At 50.8% G+C, this 23,661-nt stretch carries 18 protein-coding genes; 12 read left to right on the top strand and 6 right to left on the bottom strand.

The annotated features are described in order from the left end of the window. Positions 1-241 precede the first annotated feature (241 nt). The 5 genes from J2T16_RS14960 to J2T16_RS14940 all read left to right on the top strand — a co-directional run bounded on the left by J2T16_RS14960 (position 242) and on the right by J2T16_RS14940 (position 5,959). Entirely contained in the window at positions 242-1,291 is a 1,050-nt protein-coding gene (locus J2T16_RS14960) for an ABC transporter substrate-binding protein (RefSeq protein ID WP_341181347.1), read from the top strand. 190 nt (positions 1,292-1,481) lie between these two features. Beyond that, complete coding sequence (locus J2T16_RS14955) at positions 1,482-2,342, top strand: ABC transporter permease (protein WP_240036800.1); 861 nt, start codon at positions 1,482-1,484, stop codon at positions 2,340-2,342. Position 2,343: 1 nt separating this feature from the next. After that, entirely contained in the window at positions 2,344-3,138 is a 795-nt protein-coding gene (locus tag J2T16_RS14950) for an ABC transporter ATP-binding protein (protein WP_090921652.1), read from the top strand. A gap of 205 nt (positions 3,139-3,343) precedes the next feature. Beyond that, positions 3,344-4,522, top strand: coding sequence for a winged helix-turn-helix domain-containing protein (locus J2T16_RS14945; protein WP_221786676.1), 1,179 nt, complete (start codon positions 3,344-3,346; stop codon positions 4,520-4,522). Between the two features lie 69 nt (positions 4,523-4,591). Next, positions 4,592-5,959 (top strand): MFS transporter, encoded by a 1,368-nt coding sequence (locus J2T16_RS14940; RefSeq protein ID WP_221786672.1) that lies wholly within the window; start codon positions 4,592-4,594, stop codon positions 5,957-5,959. A 113-nt stretch (positions 5,960-6,072) separates the two neighbouring features. Here J2T16_RS14940 and J2T16_RS14935 read toward each other — a convergent pair whose 3' ends face one another. Both J2T16_RS14935 and J2T16_RS14930 read right to left on the bottom strand, forming a co-directional pair. Further along, positions 6,073-6,654: a hypothetical protein gene (locus J2T16_RS14935; protein ID WP_221786671.1), complete on the bottom strand. Its 582-nt coding sequence runs from the start codon at positions 6,652-6,654 to the stop codon at positions 6,073-6,075. Between the two features lie 30 nt (positions 6,655-6,684). Continuing rightward, positions 6,685-7,218, bottom strand: coding sequence for a hypothetical protein (locus J2T16_RS14930; protein WP_499018604.1), 534 nt, complete (start codon positions 7,216-7,218; stop codon positions 6,685-6,687). 209 nt (positions 7,219-7,427) lie between these two features. On the opposite strand from J2T16_RS14930, the gene J2T16_RS14925 reads away from it, so the two are divergent. The 5 genes from J2T16_RS14925 to J2T16_RS14905 all read left to right on the top strand — a co-directional run bounded on the left by J2T16_RS14925 (position 7,428) and on the right by J2T16_RS14905 (position 15,961). Further along, entirely contained in the window at positions 7,428-7,955 is a 528-nt protein-coding gene (locus J2T16_RS14925) for a DUF6385 domain-containing protein (protein WP_499018603.1), read from the top strand. A 39-nt stretch (positions 7,956-7,994) separates the two neighbouring features. Then, a complete protein-coding gene (locus J2T16_RS14920) occupies positions 7,995-9,377 on the top strand; it encodes a DUF6385 domain-containing protein (RefSeq protein WP_499018602.1) in 1,383 nt (460 codons plus the stop codon). Positions 9,378-9,456: 79 nt separating this feature from the next. Further along, positions 9,457-11,907, top strand: coding sequence for a glycosyltransferase family 2 protein (locus tag J2T16_RS14915; RefSeq protein WP_221786659.1), 2,451 nt, complete (start codon positions 9,457-9,459; stop codon positions 11,905-11,907). Next, on the top strand, positions 11,834-13,894 hold the full coding sequence (locus tag J2T16_RS14910) for a tetratricopeptide repeat-containing glycosyltransferase family 2 protein (protein ID WP_499018601.1): 2,061 nt from the start codon (positions 11,834-11,836) through the stop codon (positions 13,892-13,894). Before J2T16_RS14915 ends, J2T16_RS14910 begins: the two co-directional genes overlap by 74 nt. A 78-nt stretch (positions 13,895-13,972) precedes the next feature. Then, positions 13,973-15,961, top strand: coding sequence for a tetratricopeptide repeat-containing glycosyltransferase (locus J2T16_RS14905; RefSeq protein WP_499018600.1), 1,989 nt, complete (start codon positions 13,973-13,975; stop codon positions 15,959-15,961). Between the two features lie 536 nt (positions 15,962-16,497). On the opposite strand, the gene J2T16_RS14900 is transcribed toward J2T16_RS14905, so the two are convergent. Genes J2T16_RS14900 through J2T16_RS14885 form a run of 4 tightly spaced genes read right to left on the bottom strand, consistent with a single transcriptional unit; the run spans position 16,498 to position 20,873 of the window. Then, the gene (locus tag J2T16_RS14900) at positions 16,498-17,178 is read right to left on the bottom strand and encodes a class I SAM-dependent methyltransferase (RefSeq protein ID WP_253499384.1); all 681 of its coding nucleotides are present in this window, start codon (positions 17,176-17,178) and stop codon (positions 16,498-16,500) included. After that, positions 17,175-18,614, bottom strand: coding sequence for a glycosyltransferase family 4 protein (locus J2T16_RS14895; RefSeq protein WP_341181341.1), 1,440 nt, complete (start codon positions 18,612-18,614; stop codon positions 17,175-17,177). The genes J2T16_RS14900 and J2T16_RS14895 overlap by 4 nt, the downstream gene beginning before the upstream one ends. 1 nt (position 18,615) lies before the next feature. After that, on the bottom strand, positions 18,616-19,542 hold the full coding sequence (locus tag J2T16_RS14890) for a glycosyltransferase (protein ID WP_336121679.1): 927 nt from the start codon (positions 19,540-19,542) through the stop codon (positions 18,616-18,618). After that, positions 19,542-20,873 (bottom strand): hypothetical protein, encoded by a 1,332-nt coding sequence (locus J2T16_RS14885; RefSeq protein WP_336121680.1) that lies wholly within the window; start codon positions 20,871-20,873, stop codon positions 19,542-19,544. Before J2T16_RS14885 ends, J2T16_RS14890 begins: the two co-directional genes overlap by 1 nt. A 372-nt stretch (positions 20,874-21,245) precedes the next feature. Here J2T16_RS14885 and J2T16_RS14880 point away from each other — a divergent pair, with 372 nt between their 5' ends. Continuing rightward, on the top strand, positions 21,246-22,661 hold the full coding sequence (locus J2T16_RS14880) for a cytochrome ubiquinol oxidase subunit I (protein WP_221786643.1): 1,416 nt from the start codon (positions 21,246-21,248) through the stop codon (positions 22,659-22,661). After that, positions 22,648-23,661: a cytochrome d ubiquinol oxidase subunit II gene (cydB, locus tag J2T16_RS14875; RefSeq protein ID WP_261771745.1), complete on the top strand. Its 1,014-nt coding sequence runs from the start codon at positions 22,648-22,650 to the stop codon at positions 23,659-23,661. The genes J2T16_RS14880 and cydB overlap by 14 nt, the downstream gene beginning before the upstream one ends.

Here is a 23,661-nt window from a genome sequence, read left to right as displayed (position 1 = left end):
TGGAAGCGGTTCAACCATTGACGGAAGCCGGGATGCCCTTTAATATTAGGAAAACAATAAAAGAGCAACACGGCATGGACTTCAGTCGCATGCCAAAAGTCTAGATTTGTCTGCTTTTGTCGATCAAAGCAACAATGCGTTGAAGCGTTTGTTTTGTTCCGCTCTATCGTACCTGAGGGGATACAAGATGGAGTGTAACCGGAAGACCACATTTTTAACATTTGGAGAGGGGTTCTTACAGATGAAAAAAAAGTTTTGGATGTCATTGATGATGGCTGCTTCGATGATCATAGCGGCAGGTTGCGGAAATAACAGTGGTGCAGGCTCGGAGTCCAAAGGTTCAGACAGCACAACAGGGGGCGGAAGCGCAGAGAAATCCTACCAGATTGCCATCTCCCAGATTGTGGAACATCCCTCGCTGGATGCTACACGTGAAGGTTTCATCGCTGCTCTGAAGGATGCCGGCATTGAAGAGAACAAAAACCTCAAGATTGATTATAACAATGCGCAAGGGGATTCCACGAACAACTTGTCTATTGCCCAGAAAATTGCCGGTGATTCCAAAAACGACCTCGTGCTCGGGATTGCGACGCCATCTGCACTGGCTCTCGCACAACAAGTGAAGGACAAGCCACTCTTGTTTGCAGCTGTGACGGACCCACTGGGTGCGAAGCTCGTGAGTGATATGGACAAACCGGGTGGCAATGTAACCGGTGCATCGGATACGAATCCAGAGGCGATTGTGCAATTGGCTGATTTTATCGCTAAAAACCTGCCGGATGTAAAAACAGTAGGACTGGTCATTAACGAAGGTGAGCCGAATGCAGTTGTCATGGCGAATAATGCCGAGAAGGCTCTGGCAACACATAACATCAAGCTGGTTAAAGCACCAGTAACCAATACATCGGAAGTCAAACAAGCGACAGACTCGCTGGTTGGTAAAGTCGACGCATTCTACATTACACTCGACAACTCCGTTGTAAGTGCGGTGGATACGATCATCCAGACGGCAAACAGCAACAAAATTCCGTTCTTCTCCAGTGATCGGGATACGGTAGAGAAGGGTGCTTTTGCAACCGTAGGATTTAAATATTATGACCACGGCTACCAAGTCGGTGAGATGGCTGCGGACATCTTGAAAAATGGAACCAAACCGGGCGATATGAAGGTGACTGTTCCGGACAAGCTGGATCTGATCCTGAACCTGAAGGCAGCTGAAGCTCAAGGCATCACGGTAACGGATGAGATGAAGGCCGAAGTGAAAGATCAGGCAAACAATATTATCCAATAAGAACCAATGGCCGGATTCATTTATTGATTAGCTGAAAGGTTGACATTACTTCGGCAGACGGAGGCGAGGCGAACGAGCAGGTGGGTTCGCCTCATTCTTTTCCGGTAGAGATAGACAGGGAGGAAGCAGTGTGAGTATAAGTTGGAATTCCATTGAAGGGGCCATTGAACTGGGACTGTTATATGCACTGATGGCACTGGGTGTTTATATTACGTTCCGTATTCTGGATTTCCCCGATCTTACCGTAGACGGAAGTTTTACTACAGGAGGCGCTATTGCGGCGGTCATGATCTCCAATGATTACTCCCCTTGGCTGGCCTGCTTGGCAGCTATGGCTGGCGGCATGATCGCTGGAGCCCTAACGGGTCTGCTGCATACGAAAGGCAAAATTAACGGACTACTGTCCGGGATTCTGATGATGATTGCCCTGTATTCGATCAACATGCGTATTCTTGGCGCACCGAATAAATCGATTATGGGCGTGGAAACGCCATTTTCAGGCGAACATGTCATGATCATTATCATTATTGTTGTGCTGGTATTTAAAATCATGCTTGATCTGTTCATGAAAACAGATATCGGACTCGCGCTTCGCGCTACAGGGGATAACAAACGCATGATTCGCAGCTTTGGTGCGAATACGGATGTAACGACCATTATTGGTGTCAGTCTGTCTAATGGGCTGGTAGCCTTATCTGGTGCGTTTATTGCTCAGCAATCCGGGTTTGCTGATATTACAATGGGCATTGGCATGATTGTCATTGGTCTGGCCTCCGTCATTATTGGCGAAGCAATTCTGGGTGCCAGAACGGTATTCTGGGCGACGCTGGCAGCTGTCGTTGGTTCCATAATCTATCGGATTGTGGTTGCACTTGCCTTGCAGGTGGAATGGTTTGATACATCTGATCTGAAGCTGATCACTGCCGTTATCGTTATTATTGCACTCGTCTTCCCGACAATGCAGCGTTCCATGAAACAGCGTAGCCTCGCTCGCAAACGGACCGAAGAGCTGATGCGTTCCGGCGGCCAACAGGCAAAGGGGGGCATGTAGCATGTTAGAGATTACACAAGTCACCAAACTGTTCAACCCGGGCACAACGGATGAGAAAACAGCTCTGGTTGGTGTGAATCTGATTATGAATCCGGGTGATTTTGTAACGGTTATTGGCAGTAACGGCGCCGGGAAATCAACCTTGATGAACATTATCTCAGGTGTGATGAAACCCGATATGGGTGACGTGCTCATCAACGACCGTTCAATCAGAAATCTTCCAGAGCATAAACGCAGCAGTTGGATCGGTCGTGTCTTTCAGGACCCGATGGCTGGAACCGCCCCGCATATGTCCATTGAAGAGAATATGGCAATGGCGTACAAACGCGGCAAGGGACGCGGACTTGGTTTTGGTGTGACCCGTGCGAGACGTGAAATCTTTAACGCGCAGCTGGAGAAGCTGGGAATCGGGCTGGAGAAACGCCCGAATGCGAAGGTGGGTCTTCTGTCGGGCGGTGAGCGCCAGGCGCTCAGCTTGTTGATGGCAACCTTCACTCAGCCGCAGATTCTGCTGTTGGATGAACACACAGCTGCGCTTGACCCATCTCGCGCAGAGCTGATTACCGAGCTGACAGAGACCCTTGTCCGCGAGATGAGACTTACCACGTTGATGGTAACGCACAATATGGAACAGGCCATTCGTCTAGGCAACCGCCTGATCATGATGGACAAAGGGCGAATCATCCTCGATGTCAGTGAAGAGCGTAAGCGCACACTAACGGTGCCAGAACTGCTCGGCGAATTCGAGCGGATCAGCGGCAAAAAAATGGCGGATGACCGCGTGGTATTGGGATAAGGTTGAATTCATGTGAAGTCACATCCACAACTATCGCTTGAGAAACAGGGCCCTTTGCGTTATCGCAAGGGGCTTTTTTTATGGTATCTTGAAGAGGTGTAAGTTGGAAAATACTTGAGAGATACATAGATACATTAGAAAAAAGATAAAGCAGATTGCTGATCTGCGTATGGCATATATGAGGGCACACAAGGGAGGAACGAGAATGTCTCTTCAATTTGATGAGGGAACCTATACGGTATCTCAGCAAATGGATTCGATTCGCTTGCTGGCGAAGGAGTTTGCGCTTTTGCATTTTCTGTACGAAAACAAAGATAAGGCCTTCACACGTAGTCAACTGCTGGATCGAGTATGGCCGCTAGAATATCCGGTGGAGCGCACCGTAGATGATCACATCTATCGTCTCCGTAAGAAGTTGAAGCGCTGGGATGAAGTCAGTCTAGATACGGTTCGTGGTTATGGATATCGGCTTGCTTTACGGGAGAATAGGGCCGTGTTGCCCCCGAATCCGTCTATCCATGATCCCGAGATGCAGGAAGTTGTGCATGGACTGCTTCGGAAATATCATCTGTTCGGCCAAGGGAATTCAATCCAGATGCTGATTCGTCAACAAGAGGCACTCGGCGTACGAATAGAACCGTATTATCAGTTGTACCTGCATTTCATACAGGGAGATCTGGATTGGCTAATGAACACAGCGGAGTTTCCCTTGGAGGAGCGTCTGTATTGGCTGCTGATTTATGTCCATGCTCTCGTTGAACCTGCGGAAAGTCTGATGTTGTACAAACAAGCGATTCATTCATCTGTTTTGCCTGCCGAGCACCGCCAGGAATTAAGGATTCTTAATATCATTGATATCTATGCCGAGACGGGTCAGTATCAGGAAGCCAAGAAGCAGTTGGAAGAAACATATCGGGTGATGGAAGCAAATCAGTTAATCTATTTCAAGTTACCTGTGAGTATAACTGCACTGTCTGTTGAACTATGGGGTGGGAGCGGTGAGGCCGTTGAGGAACAGATGGCCGTTCTGCGCACGCAATTAAAAGACGCTCCTTATCTGCGGGAGATCGGCCGTTTCCAGGTGATGGAGGGCTTATGGCTACTGCGGCAGGGACGGGTGCGAGAAGCTGAACTGCGAATGGATGACGGTCTGGAAGTATTGAAAATGTCGCTCCATGCACCGCTTTATCTTAATTCAGCGTATCAAATTCTCCTGTTCATGGATCATCACCGAGTTGAAGGGAGACTCCGCAATAAATACCAACAGATTTATACAGAAATCAGTAAATCCTATGGCGTGTCCGTATACGGGCAGCAGATCGTGAAGACGATCCGTCACTTTTTATCCGCTAATTCCTTATCCTCTGATCTTCCTCTGACATAGCTCACCTAAGATTACAGCTAAGGACATCATGTTCGCAAAACCGCTGTAATCAAGGGAGGAAGTACATGTATGACAGCTAATTCATCAAGAAACGACACATCCGATTCATCTACACCAGATAATTCATCTGGTAAATCTGCTGCAAAAACCTCAAAAAGCCTCTGGACTAATCTTAAGTTTGTGCGTCTGTTTGTTGCTTACGCACTCGCCACCTTTGGCGATTGGTTCGATGCGCTCGCCATCCAAGTCATGGTGGCTTACCGATGGGGAGCCGATCCGTTGATTATCGCGCTGATCCCTGTCTGTATGGCTGTGCCAGGTATCTTGTTTGGGTCGGTAGCTGGTGCTCTCGCTGATCGACTGCATAAAGTGAGAATTATGATTCTCTGTGATGGCATTACCATTGCACTAACGGTGGGCATTTTATTCGCACCAAGCCCGGCATGGCTGCTGCCACTTCTGGCTCTGCGTGCGATGATGAGTGTGTTTCACGTTCCTGCCCAGCAGGCGTTGACACGGCAGATCGTGGCAGAGGAGCAACTGTTTCAAGCCTCGTCACTGAACGGGTTTGTGAATCAGTGTGCGAAAATAGCAGGTCCCCTTCTGGGTGCAGTTGTATTGGCCTTTTTTTCTCCACAAATCTGCATTCTGATCAATGCGTGTGCTCGGCTGTTATCGGGCGCTGTATTATGGCCTTTGCGACGTTTGGTAGAGAAGAAAGAAGCTTTAGCAACCGATGAGCATAACGAAGAGAATCGGAAGGAACCCGAGACTTTCTTCAAGCAGTGGCAACAGGGCTGGAAGTATTTACGCCACACCCATACAGTCAGGAATACCATCGTGTTTGGCTGTCTTGGCCTCATGTCTATTCTGATGGTCGAATATCAATTTACGACCCTGTTTCGGGAAATCAAACCAGGTAATGAATCTATGCTCGGCTGGCTCGGTTCATCCGTAGGTGCGGGAGCAGTGTTTATCATTTTGCTGTTAAACCGATTGCCGAGATTAGGGTACGGATGGGGTCTAGGCGGCGGATATTTCCTCATTGGCGCCGGAATTGCAGGACTCGGCTGGGTTGATCCGGATACGTCGACGGCATGGATTATTATGTTGGGCCTGTGTACAGGTCTGGGGAATGGACTGTTTATGGTCACGATGAATTATTTGCTGCAAAAAGAGACCTCTCCTGACTATGTAGGACGTGTATTCGGCATTCAAAACTCGTTATACAGCGTTGTGCTGGTCGCTGCCCCGCTTGCTGGCGGTGCGATCATCCGCTTGGCGGGACCGAGTCCGACTTTTCAAATGATCGGTCTGGCTACGCTAGCCATTGGTCTGACAGGCATCCTGTTCCAGCGTATGTTGTGGTCGCTTAACAGAAGATCCACTTCGAGTGAAAAGGTGGGATCTGCACAGCAACAGCAAGGCGTCTCCTAAATTGCTTGTTTGGATCGTTCCATATCCTAACATACGAAATAGCCGCATTCGGTCCTTATCCGAACGTGGCTATTTCTGTTCTTTGGCCTGCACAGAGGCAAGGCTATAGACCATCATACTTCCCACCAAGTGAAATACGTCGTGGAGGCTAACAAACCAGCAACGGAGAGTGATCCGGTTACGGACAGGTTTATGGCCTGACCCGGAGGGATCACGTATTTACCGAACTCGTTGGATTGAAATGGACCAACTTGCAGAGGCATGGACATTATAGCGGTAGCACCGGATGGGGCTGCTGTAGAAAATCGAACAAGAGCAACACTTGTGTTACTACTGGACAGATTACTGTTTACGGCTGTAAGTGTGCTGGGCGATGAGAGTGTACCGTTTGCAGTTAGGGTCAACGTGCCGCTGAACGAAGACAGCAGATTGAGTGCAACAGTAATTCCACCAGACAAACGGGAAACATACAATGTTCTGCCGCTTCCAGTTGGATTGGCGAGTTGCAAAGTGGCCGTTACGCTCCCTCCAAGCAAACCCAGTGTGGTGGAGTTAGTGGAACCTGCATTGTACAGGTTACCTGTGCTGCCCGCATTATTTTCAGGTGGGGCAACAATGCCAGGTGAGATATATGTGTTGGTATTGGAGGTGTAAACGGGTTGGTTCAAGGGATTAAATACATTATTGTTCGGCATGATTCGCTCCACCTTTACTCAAAATACAGGTTAGAATTCCCACCAAAATAGATTGATAGATCCCACCTGGCTTCCTGTTCCCAAGCTTATGGATAACGATTGACCCGGAGGCACAACAATAGATCCATTCAAATCGAGAGCATACAGACCTGCGGTGAGCGGAATGCTGAGCAGGCTGGTGAAGGTACCTCCAAGTGTCCCTGTATTCTGTCTTGTCGTTACGATACTGGTGTTGGCATTGCCTAGCAATGTATTGACAGGCACGGGTGTGCTACCGACAGTGACGGTTCCGCCGGAATAGACCACAAGTGTGGCCGCTGCTGTTGTGCCTCCTGATAAGCTCGCAATGCGTATCGTTCTGCCGCTTCCGGCGGCATTTAGAATTTGTAGAAGGAGATTTTGGCTCGAAGGAATAGAGACATTGTTTGTGGTCAGGGCGAAAAAACTGCCTGCCGCAGCCGCACCGGTGTCTGGAGCTGCTCCGATTCCCGGGGCCGCGTACGTATTGGTTAGCTGTGTGAATAAAGGGCCGTTAGACTGGTTGAACACATTCGTATTGGTCATCCCGCTTGACCTCCTCTGAAGCATGGAATAGATGGAAAAAAGCCTATAGCCTGCGTTATTTCGCCTGTCCTCATTACTAGCATGATATGTAGAAGCAAGAGGAAGCGTTTGGGGATTACATCCGAATCCCCAAATAACGGCGGATGCCGTGCCCGTATTTTCCTTCCGGGCATACGATGCGTAAGCACATTTTTTAAGGGGAAATCGAGATGAGTCGAACAGCCAAGCGAAGCAGGAAGAGAACGAAACCCTCAGCCAAGCAGACAATGAAACCAAAAAATAAATATGTCAGCCGCCGCCCATCCCGTTGTTCTCGCCGCGCCAAACTGCTGAAGCCCCCTTGTTCCCGGATTACCCGTCCTAGGTTCAAACAGGGTGCTTTCTCACGCACGAAACTCCCTGGTGCTACTCACTGTTTTACAGAGCATACCTACACTGGAGCAGAGACAGGTCAGGGTGAACATGCCCTCCCGCCGCAGGATACCTCATCTCTGAGCATGTACAGTTATGGCGTGGTGAATCGCGGAAAACATCCAGCGATCGTTCAAGTTCAGGTCAGTCCGAATGCCGTAGATTATGCAGTGGATAGTCAGGAAGTCATTGAGGGGGGACAGACGAAGGCGCTGGTTCCCTTGCGATTTCTACACTATACCCGGCTTGTGCTCCTGCCTGTAGATCCGGCTCAGCCTACTCGGCTTGATGTATACTTTCAGGCACAGCGTATGCTCGTAAGGTAGTTTAATTACCCAGATTGTCCAGGGAGGAGGACGAGGCTTATGCCTAACTTTACAACGTTTAATACGAATCCGGATAACTTGAGAACACTGATTTTTGGTCAGGATAGTACAGGTACGGCTCAGCCCGTCAGAACGGATACAAGCGGGAATGTGGTAGGTATCATTCTAGACGGGACGATCAGCAACATTTCAGGTCTGACCACGGTTACCATTAACGCGGGTACAATCACCAACATTCTGAACGGTACCATCACGAACGTACTCGGCGCGACGATTACAGCCGGAACAATCACCAGTGTGCTCGGAGCTACGGTGACTGCAGGGACCCTGACGAACTTGCTAAACGGTACCATCACGAGTGTCCTCGGTGCAACAATCACTGCCGGAACATTAACTAATCTGTTGAACGGTACAATTACCAGTGTGCTCGGAGCAACGATCACCGCAGGAACAATTAACAGCGTACTCGGTGCAACCATCACGGCTGGAACGCTGACCAACTTGCTGAATGGTACTATCACGAACGTGCTCGGCGCGACGATTACAGCTGGGACAATCACGAGTGTATTAGGAGCGACGGTGACGGCGGGGACCCTGACGAACTTGCTAAACGGTACGATAACCAATGTGCTTGGAGCAACGATCACGGCGGGAACCATCACGAGTGTATTAGGTGCTACGATTACCGCCGGAACGATAACCAGTGTGCTCGGCGCAACGTTGACGGCAGGTACCTTAACGAACCTGTTAAATGGTACGCTCACCAGTGTACTGGGCGCGACCATTACCGCAGGTACGTTAACGAACTTGTTGAACGGAACGATTACGAATGTTCTCGGAGCAACGATCACAGCAGGTACAATTACGAGTGTGCTTGGAGCAACAATCACGGCCGGAACGATTACCGGTGTGCTTGGTGCCACTGTGACGGCTGGCACATTGACGAACTTGCTGAATGGTACACTCACAAGTGTTCTCGGTGCCACGATCACAGCCGGAACGTTAACCAACTTGTTGAACGGTACAATTACCAGCGTGCTTGGCGCAACGATTACGGCCGGTACACTGAGCAGCGTAACCTCCATCTCGCAAAAAAGTTTTCAGGAGAACCAACTTGTCGGCACACCGACTGCTAACACATTCACACCGCTACCTGCTGTGACCACGAGTGTATTCGGCACATACTCCTTTTTCGTGTATAACAGGGGACCAGGTGTGAACAGGGTGGATGCCCAAGTGGAGATCAGTGCGAACGGAACCAACTGGTACACCGATGTGACTACGGTAACAGGGATTCTATCCGGTTCTGTAGATGTTCTGGTACCGCAACGTTTCCTGAAATACACACGTCTTTCTTATCGCTCAAGCTTGCTCGGTGCACCAAGCACGATTGACGTGTTCTTCAATGGACAAGGCACATAACCTGCTCTGCTGTCATATAGGTACATGGAGTTCACTTTAGTGGGCTTCATGTATTTTTTTGTATTGGAGGTCACTGCGGATGCAGAACCGGTTACTCGGCATTCATATGATTGTGCAAAATGAAGAGCATCACCTGCCCCGCTGTCTGGACAGCTTGAAGCAAGCGGGTTCGGAATGGTTCATTACGGATACAGGCTCGTCCGATCGGACAGCTGATATGGCCAGAACATATGGTGCGACAGTACTGCACGCCAGTTGGGAAGATGATTTTGCTAAAGCTCGAAATATTAGCCTGCCCCTGGCAACGACCGAATGGATTCTCTGTCTGGATGCCGATGAGTATGTCATCGAAGGTCTGGATCAATTGATGAATGTTTTGCCAAACGTCCATAAAAGCATCACCCGATTACGCATCACGATCGAAAATCAATACGGCGAAGGGATAGAGGACAAGATCCTGTCCCATCCTGTACGGCTGTTCCGTGCTCAGCAAGGTTACCAGTACACAGGGCGAATTCATGAGCAGTTGTTTCGCCAAAACACGGACCATCAGAGCGATGCCGTTACACCAAATAAGTCCATAAGTAAGAGCGATATACACTTAGATTCACTGGAAATAAGTACAGTAGATCATTCAGCAGCTGTTGAAGTAGAAATAGATGTAGAAGTCGAAGAAGAGCCGCTTGCTCCTTTGCGTCTGGGGCATGATGGTTATCTTGCTACCGTAATCGCCAAAGGGGATAAGAGCAAGCGTAATTTGCGCCTGATTGAGCGGGAGCTTGCCGATCATCCTGCAGATCCTTTTCACTTGTATAATCTGGGCGTAACACGCTGCCAGTTGGGTGATTTGGAACAGGCGGTGGAGGCATTTCGTGAGTCACTGAAACAGGCCAAATGGCGAGCTCCCTATCGCTCCACCCTTGTGAGAGATTTGGCCAAAGTGCTAGTAGAACTGGAGCGTTACGAAGAAGCACATCTGTTGCTTTCCGAAGAAACTCAACGTTACCCTGCATACGCTGATCTGCATTTGATATACGGTGAAGTGTTGGAGCGACAAGGCTTGCAGGAACGGGCTTATCGTGCCTATGCACGGGCGTGCAACTGTGGCTCTAGTCCGAATGATCACGGAAGGTCTGGCGGCGGTGAAGCCGTGGTCAAAGCTTTTTACGTGACAGAAGCAGGCTCTTGCAGTTACCGGGCATATACATCGATGGCTCGGCTGGCACAGCAACGGGGATTCGGGCAGGAAGCGGTTCGGCTATATGAGCTTGCCCTGGAGCATCTATCTACCTACAGACCGGCTTGGATGGGGCTGGCGGATGCACTGCAACAACAGGGAGTTTCGGACGAATCCATTGCAGATCGGTTGCTTCATCTAGCTCATCGATTACATCAGATCCATGTGACGACAGATCATGCAGATCAAATGAACCGGCCACATCCCTCTTTGGGAAAGGAAACGGAGATTGTGCTGATGCATATGCTCTATGCCCTCGCTAATTGTGGAGCGTATAAACAAGCACTACTTCTTCTGGGTGGTGAGGCATCCCATATTCATATTCCAGTAGGTGATCAACTTCACTGGATGTTGTGTGCAGGCCAAGTTACCGATGCATGGAATCTCGCTCAGAGTAGCTGGGGAGAAGCGGATAGAGAGGATCATAAACGGACCTCTTTCTCGGCTGTCATCACGTCAGGAGTGGAGGATGCTGCTGATATGAGCCTTCAATCGGATGAGCGAAGTGATTGGGCGCTAGCGTGTTGGGCGAGTGGCAGGCGGTTGCCTTCATCTTTCTTCGCTAAAGTATCTCCTCTAGAGAGGGGAATGTGGAAGGTAGCGGACCGATTACTGTTTGAGTATAAGCCTGCGGCTCTATCAGCTAGTTCTTCTATCGCTCCTGTACCTGCTGTATCGGATGGGCAGCTTCTGCAATGGAGTGAACCTGTGCAAATGATCGCAAGGCAGTTAGTGGCTCGTGCGATTCAGAGCGGGCATTTGGTCATCGCACAGCAGTTGCATGAGCGACTGGTTCGTATCATGTCAGATCCTGAGAGGACAGAAACAGAAATTCGGCGGAATTATGCGGGTCTGTTGCACCAGCATGGATACACGATGATTGCCGCCGAGATGCTGATTCAGTGTATGACGGAAGGAGAACTGGATGCGGAAGGGCTGTTCTGTCTGGGCGAAACGCTGTACTCCAAAGGACATTTGGATCAAGCACTGTCGCTTTTGGAACAGGCACTGGAGCAAAAACCGGATTTCAGTGAAGCCCGTGCTGGAGCGGCTATCTGTTACTTGCAGATGGCCCTTGGTTTAATTCGTCAGGAACGGAATCGTTCTTCCGAGGTTAGGGTGCTTGCGGATCAGCAGCTGGTTTTGGAGAAACAGTTACGAACAGCGGAGGGGATACCTTGGCGGACAGTATATCATGCAAAAGAAAGGAGGAATCATCATGCAGGCACATCAGCATCAGAGACAGCGGAGTCAGGCCGAGCGGATCTCTCTGTGCATGATCGTCAAGGATGAGGAAGAGATGTTGCCACGTTGCCTTGAAAGTGTGCGGGATGTGGTAGATGAGATCATTGTAGTAGATACTGGATCATCTGATCTCAGTGTGGCCATTGCGCGGGAGTATGGCGCGTCGGTGGTTGAGTTTGCGTGGTGCGATGATTTTGCCGCCGCACGAAATGCTGGCCTGGAGCAGGCTTCCGGCGACTGGATTCTCTTTCTTGATGCGGACGAGGCGCTGGAAGCGACAGCTCGGGAGCAGATCAGGAGCTGGACGGAAGTCAGCGGATGCGACGGATTGTTTTTAAATATTCATAACTATACGGGTTCGGGTCAGCAGGGCGCAACGGTCAATCCGGTGCTACGTTTGTTTCGCAGTCATCCTGAGCATCGGTTCAAAGGTCGCATCCATGAGCAGATTGCGGCGGCGATCTGTGAGCGAAATCCGGAGGCCGCGTTTCATATCACGGACATGGTGATTCACCATTACGGGTATCAGACGGTTGTTGTGGAGCGCAAGGACAAGGTGAATCGCAACGTGCGTTTGCTACAACAGGCGGTGGAAGAAGAGCCAGATCAACCGTTCCATCACTATAACTTGGGCGTGGAGTATTTGCGTGTGGGTGAAGCGGAGCAGGCACTGGAATCGTTCGGTAAAGCCCGGAAGATGATTGATGATGCTGCAGTGACCAGTTATGCTCATCTGCTATTGAAATACGAAGTCCGCTGTCTGGAGCATTTAGAGCGCTGGCAGGAGGCGCTGGAACTTATGGACGCGGCGCTGGAACTTTTTCCAGAATACACAGACCTGATGCATCATCGGGCGATATGTGCGGATGCTGTGGGGGATACGGATGCTGCTGAGATGTGGCTTCGTAAAGCCGTTCAGCAGGGGCCACCGCCAGCGATTTTTCACACAGAGGAAGGCATGGGCACATACCAGACATGGTACACGCTGGGCCGCTTGCTGGAAGGAAAGGCCGATCTTGAGGGAGCGGTCGATGCTTATGTGGAAACGGTGCGGGCAAAATCCAGCTTGGTACCGCCACTGTATCGCCTATTTCGAATCATGCGGGTATCCGGGCAGGAGGGGCAAATTCCAGCGGTGATGGAGTCGCGTTTTGCCATGAGCTCGGAGGAAGCTTTATCTAAAGTACTAGGTATTCTGGAACAGTACCATTGTTACGATGCGGCGCTTGAACTGCTCGGGGAGTTACCATCTGCTTCTTCCGGCGAGCAACGGGAGAAACGTTCTATAGCTGAAGCTGTTCTGCATGTACAGCGAGGGGACTGGAGTAGCGCGCGTTTGAAACTCGAAACGGTGAAGCGAAAAAAGGGCTCATTTGCGCCTATGGCTGCCCGTTGGCTTGAACGTTTGCAATGGCTGAGTGGGAAAGAGGGGCAGGAAACGAAATTCCAGGATGCCTTCACCCGTTGGCTGATGAACGGCTCACAGGTAGGCGAGGGCAGGGAGAGTGCATCTGAGGAAGAGTCAGGGTCTACAGGATGGGGAAAGGTCGCAGTAGAGATGGGGAACAGATCGAACATGGAGAATGCAGCTACACTTGAGGGTGTGGCGGACGCAGATCATGCAGAGTTGTACGACGGATGGCAAGCTCTCGGGCTGATGCTGGAAGGGTGTGTTCAGTCTGGAAGATGGCAGGCACTGCATGGATTGATTCAACGGGGGAGGCAACTGCTGGATGAGGTGCATGATGCAACTGAAAAAAGACTGGCGAAGGAGAGAAGTCAGGGAGAACAAGTTGAACGGGATATAATCGATGCCGAAAAGTTGATTCGAGAACCTTTTACAGGAGCTTCGGATACGCTTAGCGGAACGAGCTGGCTAGTTAAAGGACTAATTCGTGCCGCAGATCACCATCTGGCGCAACTGACGTCTGATACGGAACAGGTGGAGCCTGGGAAAAGGCAGCGTCTTTCATACTGGCCTGTCATTCAGCATATTCGGCTGGAGTTGCCTGGAGCAGACGGATTCGAGGGCTGAGTCGGAAGAGCGGCGGACAATACATGGAAGGCGAAGGATATGCAGGGAGGGTTTTGACGGAAGGAGGGCAGGGTACGGGTGAAGGAAGGTATTAGCTTATGTATGATCGTGAGGGATGAAAGCGAGTTTCTGGAACGTTGTCTGGCTTCTGTACGTGAAATCATAGACGAGATCATTATCGTGGATACAGGTTCAGCGGATGATTCCGTAGCTATTGCTCAGCGATATGATGCAACCATCATTAGTGCAGAGTGGAACGGAGACTTTAGCCAGGCGCGTAATCTTTCACTTGCTGCCGCAAGTTTTACATGGATTCTGGTACTGGATGCCGATGAAATGTGGATGCATACGTTATGGACAAAGTCAGAGCTAATGGAATGGCTCGAAGCGGGGAGTGAAGAGAGCTGGGGGTATTGGGTTAAGGTGACGAGTCTGCTGGGTAACTCAGGCGAAGAACGTGTAACGGACGAGGTGTGCCGTTTATTTCGAAATGACCCCCGAATTGCTTTTCATGGGAGAATCCATGAGGAAGTCGCTTCTTCTATTCTTGCGTTGATGCCGCAAGGGATTCGTCATTCGGACATCGAGGTTGTTCATTACGGTTATTTGGATAAAGTGATTGCTACTAAACGAAAAGATGTGCGTAACATGAGATTGATTCGGCTGGCTCTGCAACAGACACCAGATCAGCAGGAACTGCTCTATGCGCTGGCTGCAGAGTGGTTTCAGCAAGCGAAGTATGATGAAGCAATTCGATTACTGCTGCCGCTGCTGGCAAAGCTTGATCCGACGTGTGGATATCATTCGGATGTGGTACTAAAAACAGCATATACGTGGAGAGAGTTGGGGCAGATTGAGCTGGCGCTCTCTGTGGTGGAGAACTGGGTAACGGTATATGATGATTTCCCGGACCTGCTTGAACTTGCGGCTGTGTTGGAACTGGATCAGAACCGTGCAGATCATGCATTAGAATGGTTAAAACAGGCGAAATCCGCCGCATTGACAGCAGGGAGGTATACCTCGGTGTCCGGTGCCGGAAGCTACCGCAGCCTAACGTTGGAAGGCATGGCACATGAACAGAATGGCCGCTGGGCAGAAGCGGAAGCGTCCTATACGGAAGCGCTGGGCATACAGCCCGGCAACGGGGCGGCATGGCAGCGAATGTTGCTGCTTGGGGCAGCCACGGGACGGCCGCAGGCCATTGCTAGCGTAGCCGAGGGGGTGAGCTTGCCGCCAGCGGCATGGCAAGCACTGGTCTCTGTCGCGCTGGCTGCGCATCGGCCGGAATGGTTGCTGCGCCATGCGGGGGCACTGGTCCCGGCGCAGCGCGCGAAGCCGCTTGCCGCTGGGCTGGCGCTGGCCCAGATCGGTGAGGACGCAGCCGCGAGGGCGGCACTCCGGCCGTGGGCAGTGCATGCGCAGCATGGGCCAGAGGCTGTGCTGGCACTGTGGGCGCTGGGCTATAAGCAGCGTGAGCGCGGCGTGCCCAGGCGTGCGGCGGCGACGCGCCAGCATGTAGCCGTGCCGGAGGTGGCGCGTGCGGCCGAGGCGCTGCTGCAGGGCGAGGGCGCAGCAACGTGCGGCGCTTACGCGAGCAGCATGGCGCTACCCGCGCAAGCGCTCGCCGCCGTGGGCGCCTGGCCCGCATGGCTGCACCTGCTGCAGGCCCTGCCGCCAGCCGCCGCGCTGGCGCTGCTTGCAGCGCTCCCGCCTGCGGCCCGCTGCGGGCTGCTGCGCGCGCCCGCTCACGTCCGCGCAGGGCTGCTTGCGCTATGCGGCACGCCTAGCGGCGCGCAGCAGCCCTGCGCGGACGAAGTGCCCGCCCCGGCGCTCGCAGCGCATGCGCTCCTGGCGGGCACGCTCGCGCTGCTCGCCAGGCGGCAGAGCCTGGCGCGTGATTGGGCCGATTGCGCGGCCCGGATCACGGCACGGCCTGCTGCCGCCCAAGGCCGCCCGGCGAAGACCCCGCCGCCGGGCCTACAGACCCTGCTGCGCCTGACGGCCTCTGGCGCAGCCCATGCCCCAACCTTCCAGCAGCAGTGCAACATGCTGCTGGTATACCTGTAATCCGGCGTACCCATAGCGCCGGATACCCCGGGATGCCCCGACTTCACAGCATAGCAAAAAAGCCGGGGGCATCCCGGCACACACTGCATTTACCACAAGTTTGGCCTGCTGGTTCAGACGGATAAACATATAACTATGCAATTCGTTATGCAATCCGTAACACTACCGTTTCCTCATATTACGTTTGGACACCCGATCGTTTTCTTATCAAAAGCCTCTATGAGAGTGCTTATTTAGATGCTATATAAGTTGAACTATTCTTTTACACAATAACGAGAGGACAGAAAAAACCTGGAAAAGCGGAGCTAAAAGCTTTCTGAAAGAAAGCTAGCATCGGAAGCATACGCTTATCACCGGATTTTTCCCTGTAGAAAATGGAATCCAAAAAAATCTGGGGATAACCGCTACTCTCCAGGTTCTTCTGTCATCGGAGTGGACTATGTAAAATCTTTAGTTCAAATTATATAGATCGGATGAAGTACTGTATAACGTGTGTAAAGATAGGTGTATTAAAATGTTGTGCCTCACTAACGACACTATCCCTTTCCCGTCTTGCATATGACAGCCCTGAAACAGCGGATGGGCGCGCCGTACATCTCCGAGGAGATGGCGTCCGTAGGCTCTTCCACAGTTAACTTATCTTCAATCATCAGCCCTGTGACAGCCATGATCGTTTCCAGCAAATCCGGTCGCATCTCGGGCACATCAAAAGTGGCGATTAACTGTCCGCGTGGTTTCAACACCCGAGCGAATTCGCGAAAAGCCCGCAACATCGTGCCCGTGTCCAGATGCTCCAGAACAGAGATGCAGAATACGCGGTCAAACTGCTCGGGACGATATGGAAGCTGAGCCAGATTGGCCTGAGCGCGGTGAAGCCGGGTGAGGTAATGTTCGGGCAGATGGAGAGCCGCCTGTTCGCCAAAATCAGCCGCAATATCTAGACGAATCGCCTCTTCCGACAAGATGCGTTCATCCCAATCACATGCGTGAACTTCGCGGCAATGTTCCGTGAGCCAAAACTTGAACGGGTGCGAAATACCGCAGGCTGCATCCAGCACTACGTCGCTTGAACGCGCGAATTGCCTTGCCCATTCATACTCATAAGGACGGCTCCACCATGCGGGATGAAGCGGAAAAACGAGCGTGTCTGTCTTCGGATCGCTTTGCCGGATGTACCTTGATTCCATTATTGCCGTGGTGTCGGGTGTGTCCATCATGTTTGAATCGCCTCCTTCAATCCTGTTTCAGCTAAAAAAGATTCCAGTACCCTGCTCCACCGGCTGCGCCATATGGACAGATCATAAGACAGTGCAGTTTCGCGCGCATAGATCCCCAGCCGCTCCCGCTCGGAGCGATCTTGAACGAGCCTGATGAGCGCGGCAGTCAGTGCCTGCTCACCCGGAGGTACGAGCAATCCGTTGAACCCATCCTGAATGAGATCATTGAGTCCGCCGACATTGGAAGCGATCACCGGAAGACCGCAGCTCATCGCTTCCAGGCATGCGTAGGAGGTTCCCTCCGAGAATAGGGTAGGAATGACAACGATATCTGCCTGATGGTAAGCGTCACGAATATCTTTGAAATCGTACGTATGCTGGTAGATGCGGGCTGTATGCGGATGTGTACGCTGCCAATAGCGAAAGGCTCTGCCCACCGTACTGCCTTCGACCAGTTCTCCGGCAAATTCAACCTCCACATCTGGAAAAGCCCCGAGCAGCTTATCTGCCGCCAGCATCATAGGAATAATACCGCGCTCGCTACTGATGCGGCGTGGATATAGAATGCGGATTGGACGTGGGACTGGTACATCCACAGCGTTGTTCGTATGACCCTGACCTTGATGAGGAGTGATTTCCGCAAACCCGTTTTCGAAAGAAACAGCATCAGCGCCGGAGTCTTCACTTTGCTCTCGCTTAAAATTCTTCGTTCTGGCTTTTTCTCCTGAACTGCGATATAACTCTGAATCATTAAGGCCTGCTGTATGATGATCTGCTGCATCCTCTTTGTATTCCTGAACAAGGGTGTCTTCATGTTCAGCCTGAAGTGCGGTGTCTCTTTTCCATGCCGTCATCCATTCCTCTTCATGCTGCGGTGTGAGCATCCTGCTTGGCGGAGCCGGGATGAAATAAGAGGTGTCCACTGCGTTGGGAATCAGCACAATTTGTTCTGAATCGGTATACATACAAGCTGCCCTGCAGAAAGTCTGGAAATGAGAGTCTACCGAAACGATGCGAACCAGTCCGTCCAGCGCGAGCTGAATGTGATCGGCAACCTGGCGTTTCGTCTCAAGCGGCAGACGGGGGCGATCCCAATTAATGCCATGGCATATTCCGAGACTGCCAGGTTTATAGGTGATGGGTTGCCACAGGCAACTGGCATAGATGATTGGACCGCGAGCGGCTGCGGCCATCCGGTCAAAAGCTTCCGGTACATTTTCCATGTCGTAATCGTAACCATAGACGTCGATCTGTTCGGTTCGGGTCTGGAATGATTCGAAATAGGACAGCTGGTGTACCTCGGGAATATGTCCGAGTCCGCGGATGACACTGCATAGATCGAGAATATAACGTTCCAGCCCGCCGCCAAATACCCGGCCAAACTCCCGGTTGTAACCATCGGTAAAACTATGGGTCAGTATGCTGACCACACCCATATTACGACTCCTCCTTCCAAGGGAGCAGGCGCGGTTCAGGGTCCAGAATGGACTCATACTGCGCTGGGTTGCCCCATTCCCCATGCGGATCAATACGTTTGTAACGTAAATATTTGCGTACCCGATCCTCCAAACTTCCAGCCCAGCCGAGATGCTGAACTTTCAGTTCAGTGCATACCCCTGGTAACACGGTGCAGGACGCGGGAAGACGAGGAACATGGTGATTCTGTTGCGGGTAAAAGTAAGGATAGCCCGGCATATAACGGACAAGGGAGGCAGTGTGACGTTTGTGCATGGACCACAGCTCATCCTCCCGATAATGTGTTCGGCAACCCCACATATCGTAGAATCGGAAGGCAAACCAGTCTGCGTAGTCCTGATCAATGAGTTTGCGCATTGCCTTTTTGGCTTCAGCACTGTATAGTTCATCGGCATCTACCGAGAGAAGCCAGTCTGGATCTGTACTGACTGCAGCTTGCCATAACGTGTTGCGAAGGCGCCATTCTTCGGCAAACAATGGCTTCTCTAACACATCAAGACGAACTACTTTTGGGAAAGCTCTGCATATTTCCGGTGTTCCATCTGTACTGGCATCATCCACAATGACGATTTCATCCACGAATTCACTCAGATTTTGCAACACTTCTTCCAGATAACGTCCTTGCTCATTACGTACCTGAAGCATAGCAGTCAGCTTGTTGTTTTTATTTTTGCGCACCCGACGCACGGGAGAGTTTTGTTCGTACGCGTCTACCTCTACATCACGGCTCGCGGAAGAATTCGTTTCCTCTTCGATCCGTGAGTTAATGATGCGATGAACTTGACTTGAGAAGCTTTGGCTTTGGGCTTCGGAACTCGAAGTCGATTGAAGTGAATCATGCATAACGGGCCTACTTCCAGGGGTTCTGCGCTTCTTCGGGTCTATCATTAAGGCACCTCCCCAAGCAACTGCTGTACGGCTTGATCGAGCAGCTCCAGTTCCATAATCCGAGCTAAGGCCTCTTCATCCTCCACAGCTGTCTCCAGAAACAGCCTTACCGCACCGTGACGTTCCCCTCGAAGAGCCAGTGCCGTCCCGGATAGTTGTCGATATTGCAGAAGGCTGGTCGCATCCTGAATATCACTGGCATGAACGAGCGCGAGCGCATCCTCCACACACTCTGTTTCCTGATAGATACGGAACTTCCAATGCCTTGCCGTTTCCCCGCCAAGCTCATCCAGGACGCGCAGAGCACTGCCATAATCATCATTGATGCGCAGCAGTTCTGCTCGAACCAACTGTTCTTCTCCGGCTTCAAGCCAGCGGCACAATTGCTCATAATGATGACGTTCCTGCTCATTATTTGCACTGATGCCAAACACCTGTAGAGCTTCTTCAATCTGACCTGATCTCGCATAGATGGCGGAGAGGAACCGGTAATGAGACACCACACAATCCTGCCTTCCGTTGATGATAGCATGAGTGAATGCTTCCTTGAGTGAGGCGGCGGCACGTGAATCTTCCAGTAAATACTCATATGCGGACAGAAGAAACGAGATGGTTTCATGAGCACCTGTTTTGGCTCGGAGCTGTCTGTAGTAGTCGGCTCGCAAACGACATTGAAGCGTGGTAACGCGGTCTGGTTTACCAGTCAGTACCTGCTGAAGTGCATGCATAAAAAATATCTCATAATCGCGCAGTGGAATACGTGTACCGTCATAATGGATGTAACCGGCTGGTGAAGTGTCTTCTCCCCCTAGCCAGATGGCACGGGTACCTTGAAAGAGCAGCTTCATATACCGGGTTTCCGAGGATGTGGCCACTAGATCGGCAATGCCGACAAGTCTGGAGATATTGCTCTCCCAGAGTGGAGATGCAGCTTCATCTCCTACGGGTTCAGGCAATAGTGCAATACATAATTCAGGTTGTAGTGAAGCTACCGCTATAAGCCAGTATGGGTGTGCGACGATTGCAACTGTATGTGGTTCCTGTAATCGGTTCTCCGCTTCCGAAAGAGAGATCACCTGAATGGATTTTGGTAATTCTTCTTCCTCAGCCGTACGGCTACTGACATATAAGATCGTGCCTTCTTGAGCTGCAAATAAAGCAACGATGTCCGGGTAGGGGAAGGATAACCAGCCTCCTTTTCGCGGGAAAATCACATATTGAACGGCAAGATCTGTGGACACAGACAGGTCCATTGTTGCCTGTTTTATATCCTCTTCCTGCCTCTGTTTTGGCTTTGGATCCGCATCTGTTAACGGTTCAGCATGTTCCATTTGTAACTCACCACACCTTGATAAGGGATTTTTGGTATGTAAAAAGCCGCTGTAGCACTTCACATATCTCCGTCTGACACTAACATATGGGCATTTGTCTCCAAACATGAACAACTTCCATGAATACGTGCATCAGTCAAGACCAATCAGGCAACGAACAAGCCTGATAAATAGGCTTAATTTTATCTATTGTGTGACCGAGGTCACTTTTTTTACGTAAGAGGGACGAGTTAGTGATAATTATCACATGTGAAAATTAGGTAATCTGGCACAATACGTTCATCAACGTATTTGGAGGACAGACAGCGAAGAAGCCCGCTTCAAAGCCATTTACGTATCTTGCTAAAGCGAGCAGAAAGAAGGGGTAAAGGTATGGATCCGATTATGTTATCGCGTATCCAGTATGCACTTACAACGATTTTCCACTTTTTCTTCGTACCGCTATCCATTGGCCTCGTGCTGTTGGTAGCCATTATGGAGACGTTGTATGTTGCGAAGGGAAAAGAGATTTACAAAACGATGGCCAAGTTCTGGGGCAAGTTGTTCCTGATTAACTTTGCCGTCGGTGTGGTCACCGGTATTTTGCAAGAGTTCCAGTTCGGTATGAACTGGTCGGAGTATTCCCGCTTTGTTGGTGATGTCTTCGGTGCGCCGCTGGCGATCGAGGCTTTGCTGGCATTTTTTATGGAGTCCACATTTATCGGTTTATGGATATTCGGCTGGGATCGACTGTCCAAAAAAGTACATCTGGCTTGTATCTGGCTTGTATTTGTCGGCACATTCCTGTCAGCGGTGTGGATTCTGGCAGCGAACTCGTTTATGCAACATCCCGTTGGATTCGCCATCAATAATGGCCGGGCGGAGATGAATGACTTCTTTGCACTCATTACAAATGGACAGTTTCTCGTTGAATTCCCGCATACGATTTTTGGTGCGTTAATGACGGGAGCCTTTGTCGTGACGGGCATTAGTGCTTATAAGTTAATGAAAAAGAAGGATGTCGAAGTATTCCGCAGATCCTTTAACATCGCGGTTATTATCGGTCTTGTCTCCTCGCTGGGCGTGGCCTTCTCAGGGCACTTCCAGGCTCAATATCTGGTGGAAACACAGCCGATGAAGATGGCTGCAAGTGAGGGAACCTGGACAACAACTGAAGACCCGGCACCGTGGACGGTTATCGCTTCCATTGACCCGGATAAACAGGAGAACTCCGGTGAGATCAAAATCCCTGGATTACTCAGTTATCTCTCTTATAGTAAATTTTCCGGTAGTGTCAAAGGCATGAAAGAACTGAATGCCGAGTACCAGCAAACGTATGGACCCGGAGATTACATTCCACCAGTGCGAACCACATTCTGGAGCTTCCGTGTCATGATTGCTGCAGGCGGCTTGATGATTCTGCTTGCGATGTATGGTACATATCTGGCTTGGCGCAAGAAGCTGGAAGTGGCGAAACCCTGGTTTATGCGTCTGATGGTCTTTGCGATCTCCCTGCCGTTTATTGCGAATTCAGCAGGATGGATTATGACTGAAGTCGGAAGACAGCCATGGACGGTGTTCGGGTATATGACGACCGAGGCAGGTGTGTCACCTAATGTTTCCGCAGGAATGATTTTGTTCTCCACGATTGCCTTTACTGCGGCGTATACGGTTCTTGGCATCGTGATGGTGTATCTGTTTGTACGCAAAATCAAAGCAGGTCCATATGCCGTCGATAAGTCAGACGAGCATGATGAGCCGGCTGATCCGTTTGGCGTAGATGGGGGGTATTCCGTTGTTACTAAGTGAGTTGTGGTTTGTACTGATCGCCGTATTGTTTATCGGTTTTTTCTTTCTCGAAGGATTCGACTTCGGGGTAGGGATGTCTACGGGTCTGATTGCCAAAACAGATCGTGAACGTCGTACATTAATCAATTCGATTGGGCCATTCTGGGATGGAAACGAGGTCTGGTTGCTGACCGCAGGCGGTGCCATGTTTGCGGCTTTCCCGCACTGGTATGCAACGCTGTTCAGCGGATTCTATCTGCCACTGGTGGTTGTGTTGCTGTTGTTGATTGGACGCGGCGTCGCCTTTGAGTTCCGCAGTAAAATGAAACAGCAGCGCTGGCGTAAAACATGGGACATTATTATCGTAGTGGCAAGTACTTTACTGCCATTCCTGTTTGGGGTTGTTTTTGCAACGTTGATGAAAGGTCTGCCCATTGATGAGCAAATGCAAATGCATGCCGGTTTCCTGGATATTGTGAATCCGTACACCGTTGTGGGTGGTTTGAGTGTAACGCTATTATGTCTGGTTCACGGGCTGTTATTTGCCTCCCTGCGTACCGTAGGTGAATTGAGAGAACGTGCACTTTATATGGCGAAAAAGTTGATGATACCGCTGGTTGCAGTGCTTGCGATATACGCATTATTGACCTATCTGATGACCGATGTGTTTGCTGTTCGTGGCTGGGCGCTCTGGATTATGGTTCTGCTTGGTGCCATGGCACTGGCTCTTGCGGCTTACTTCATTCGTCAGCAGCGTGAAGGTTGGGCTTTCGGGATGACAGGTGCGGTTATTGCCATTGCTTTTGCCTCCGTATTTATCGGATTGTTCCCACGAGTTATGGTGAGTTCCATCAATTCGGCATTTGATCTGACCGTATATAACGCAGCATCGGGACCTTACTCATTAAAAGTGATGACTATTGTTGCGTGCACCTTGTTACCGTTTGTACTTGGATATCAGATCTGGAGTTATTATATTTTCCGCAAACGTCTGAACGAACAGCACCACCTGGAGTACTGA

The sequence above is a fragment of the Paenibacillus intestini genome (assembly GCF_030803945.1).
Lineage (GTDB): Bacteria > Bacillota > Bacilli > Paenibacillales > Paenibacillaceae > Paenibacillus > Paenibacillus polysaccharolyticus.
The sequence above is the reverse complement of the archived record's forward strand: the minus strand, read 5'-3'. Positions and strand labels throughout refer to the sequence as shown.